Source organism: Dyella sp., assembly GCF_035486915.1.
In the GTDB taxonomy this organism is placed as follows: Bacteria; Pseudomonadota; Gammaproteobacteria; order Xanthomonadales; family Rhodanobacteraceae; genus Dyella_B.
Genome location: NZ_DATHMR010000110.1, coordinates 1 through 2,503 on the forward strand (window position 1 = coordinate 1; position 2,503 = coordinate 2,503).

Below are 2,503 nucleotides of genomic sequence, written 5' to 3' on the forward strand. Positions count from 1 at the left end.
AAACACAAACGCAGCCGGACCGGTCATCCAGAGCGTTTCGCCCGGTCCGGTCCACTCGATATGCAGGCTGCCGCCGGGCAAATCGACCTGCACCCGTTCGTCCACCTCACCGCGATGGCGCAGCACGGCCATCGCTGCGCAAGCCCCGGTGCCGCATGCCTGCGTCCAGCCAGCGCCGCGTTCATGAACGAACAAACGCAGATGCCGTTGGCTCAACTTCTGTACGAAGCCCGCGTTGGCACCTTCGCGAAAGCGCGAATGAGCGGTGAGGGCAGGCCCCAAACGCGCCATGGCCTTGGATGACACCGCATCTTCCACCACCACCGCATGCGGGTTGCCCATGGACACCGCGCCGATTTCCACCGGCTGACCCTCGACATCCAGCACGTAGCGATTCGTAACATGCGGCGCGTCGAACGGAATGCGCGCCGGATCAAAAATCGGCTCGCCCATGTCCACGGTCACCTGATGCGGATCGAGCAGTCGTACCGCGACAGGTCCGGAAGGACTTTGGATACGCACGGTTTCACCAAGGGGTAATTCACCCGCGCGATGCAACCATGCCGCTATGCAGCGCACGCCGTTCCCGCATTGTCCCGAGGGCGAACCATCGCCATTCCAGATGCCGTAATAAAACGCGCTGGAACCATCCCGTGCAGGTTCAACGCTCAGCAATTGATCAAAGCCGATGCCGGTATGACGGTCGGCCATCGCACGAATCACGGCGACATCCGGCGCCAGCGCGCCGTCACGGCTATCGATGACAACGAAGTCGTTGCCGCTGCCATGCATCTTGGTGAAGCCGATAGCCATGTTCTTCCGTCGAAGTACTCAGTTTCCGCCCAACGGCTTGGTCACCACGCTGCTTGAACTTGCTGGTGCTTCAGACGTGCTGCTGTGAGCCGGCGCGGGCGCTGGCGCCGGCTTGGGCGCATGCGTAGGTGCGGGCTTTGGTGCCGCCGGGGGGTAATACAACGGCCCTTTATTGCCGCAGCCGGCGAGCGCGGACAACGCAAGACAGGCAGGAAGCAGCAAGATCGATCGGCGCATGGTGCGAGATTCCTCGGGAAACGACTGCAGTATAGCCAAGCTACCAGGCGATCACGGTTGCACCGTTATCATGCGCGCACGCAACGGATATGCGAGCACCTGGAGTACCTGATGAACTGGAATGAATTGCTGCGCCTGCCCTCGACCCTGCTGGCCATTCTGGCCGCCGTGGTCCTTTTCGTTGCGCTCGTGCAGCTGGTGGCTACGCGCCAGCGTTTGCACGAACGCCGTCACCTTGCGGCAGGCGCTCATGCGCTCCTGCTGGTGCTTTTCATCGTGCTGGGTGTTGGCATCGCTGGCATCGCCCTCTCGCTGCGCGGCTACCGTTTCCTCGACGAGGAAGAGCCCGTCGTCCAGCTCGACTCGCAGATTCTCGCGCCACAGCGCTGGGTGTTGACCCTTACATGGCCCGATACATCCACGCGCAAACTCATGCTTGCAGGCGATGATTTTCGTATCGAAGCGGTCGTGCTGAAGTGGAAACTGCCCGCGATGCTCGCGGGTTTGCCACCGCTCTATCGACTGGACCGCATCTCCGGGCGTTACGACGATGCTAGCGAGGAAATGAATGGACCACGCACCGTCATCGATTTCAGTCAGGCCGGTCCGCTGGATCTGCTCGATCTGCGCAAACAGTTTCCGCGCTGGCTGCCCGAGGTCGATACGGTATTTGGAAGCGGCGCGTACCTGCCGCTGGTCGACGGCGGCCACTACAGCATCAGCCTCATGCGAACGGGCGCGCTTGTCGCGCGCCCGGACGATGCCACGGCACAGCGCATCGGTCAGCCGCTGGGCGGCTGACCGTTATCGCGATCGTCAATGCAGCCGGCTGAATTGAGCGACGATCGCGATCAACGCAATGATCGCCAGCAAGGCAGCCCAGCCGTATCGATCGCCGAACGGAATGGGGTTGGCCTTCAAGTCGCTTTCCACCTTCTTCGTATCGAGCTTCCACCCGCGCTTGCAGACGTCGCAGGCGAGGAAATACTGCTTCTGCGTCACCCATCGAAAAACGTAATACAGGTGCCCGTAGCGGTATTGCAGCATCAGCCTGAAAGGCCGATTGGTCTGGCACTTTTCGCAATCGCGATGTTCCCTGACACCCAGAATGACATTCTGCCCGCGCGATCCCCAGATGATCATTTCCCTGTCCCCTGTCCTTGATTGCAAGCCACACGTAAGGCTTCGCCTCGCGTCCCCACGCGCTGCGTCGATGCACATCATGCCAATGGAACGCTTCGCGCGCCAGTGAACAAATCGCAAGAAATGCCGCGTTTGCAGTGTCATCGGGCAATGCTAGATTCAGCGTTCCATCAACCTGTTTCACAAGAGGGGAGACACTTATGAAACGCATCGCATCCGTCGTCATGCTCGCTGGCCTGACGTTCGTGGCATCCGCTGCCATGGCGCAGCAACAGCCGGTTCGTGACGTCAGCGCCAAGCGCCATCCGAA

The 2,503-nt window shown here is 61.0% G+C and carries 4 protein-coding genes; 1 reads left to right on the plus strand and 3 read right to left on the minus strand.

Annotated elements, in window-relative coordinates:
• Together dapF and lptM are read right to left on the minus strand one after the other, a co-directional pair.
• The coding region (gene dapF / locus VK725_RS08815) for a diaminopimelate epimerase (RefSeq protein WP_325317690.1) at positions 1–813 on the minus strand (813 nt) is incomplete at its 3' end.
• Between the two features lie 18 nt (positions 814–831).
• Positions 832–1,050, minus strand: a complete 219-nt coding sequence (gene lptM, locus VK725_RS08820; RefSeq protein WP_325317691.1) for an LPS translocon maturation chaperone LptM — start codon at positions 1,048–1,050, stop codon at positions 832–834.
• Between the two features lie 111 nt (positions 1,051–1,161).
• Between lptM and VK725_RS08825 the strand changes: the two genes are divergently transcribed.
• Positions 1,162–1,851 carry a hypothetical protein gene (locus VK725_RS08825; protein ID WP_325317692.1) on the plus strand — a complete coding sequence of 230 codons (690 nt, stop codon included), beginning with the start codon at positions 1,162–1,164 and terminating at the stop codon, positions 1,849–1,851.
• 15 nt (positions 1,852–1,866) lie between these two features.
• On the opposite strand, the gene VK725_RS08830 is transcribed toward VK725_RS08825, so the two are convergent.
• Complete coding sequence (locus VK725_RS08830) at positions 1,867–2,193, minus strand: hypothetical protein (RefSeq protein ID WP_325317693.1); 327 nt, start codon at positions 2,191–2,193, stop codon at positions 1,867–1,869.
• Between the last annotated feature and the right edge of the window lie 310 nt (positions 2,194–2,503).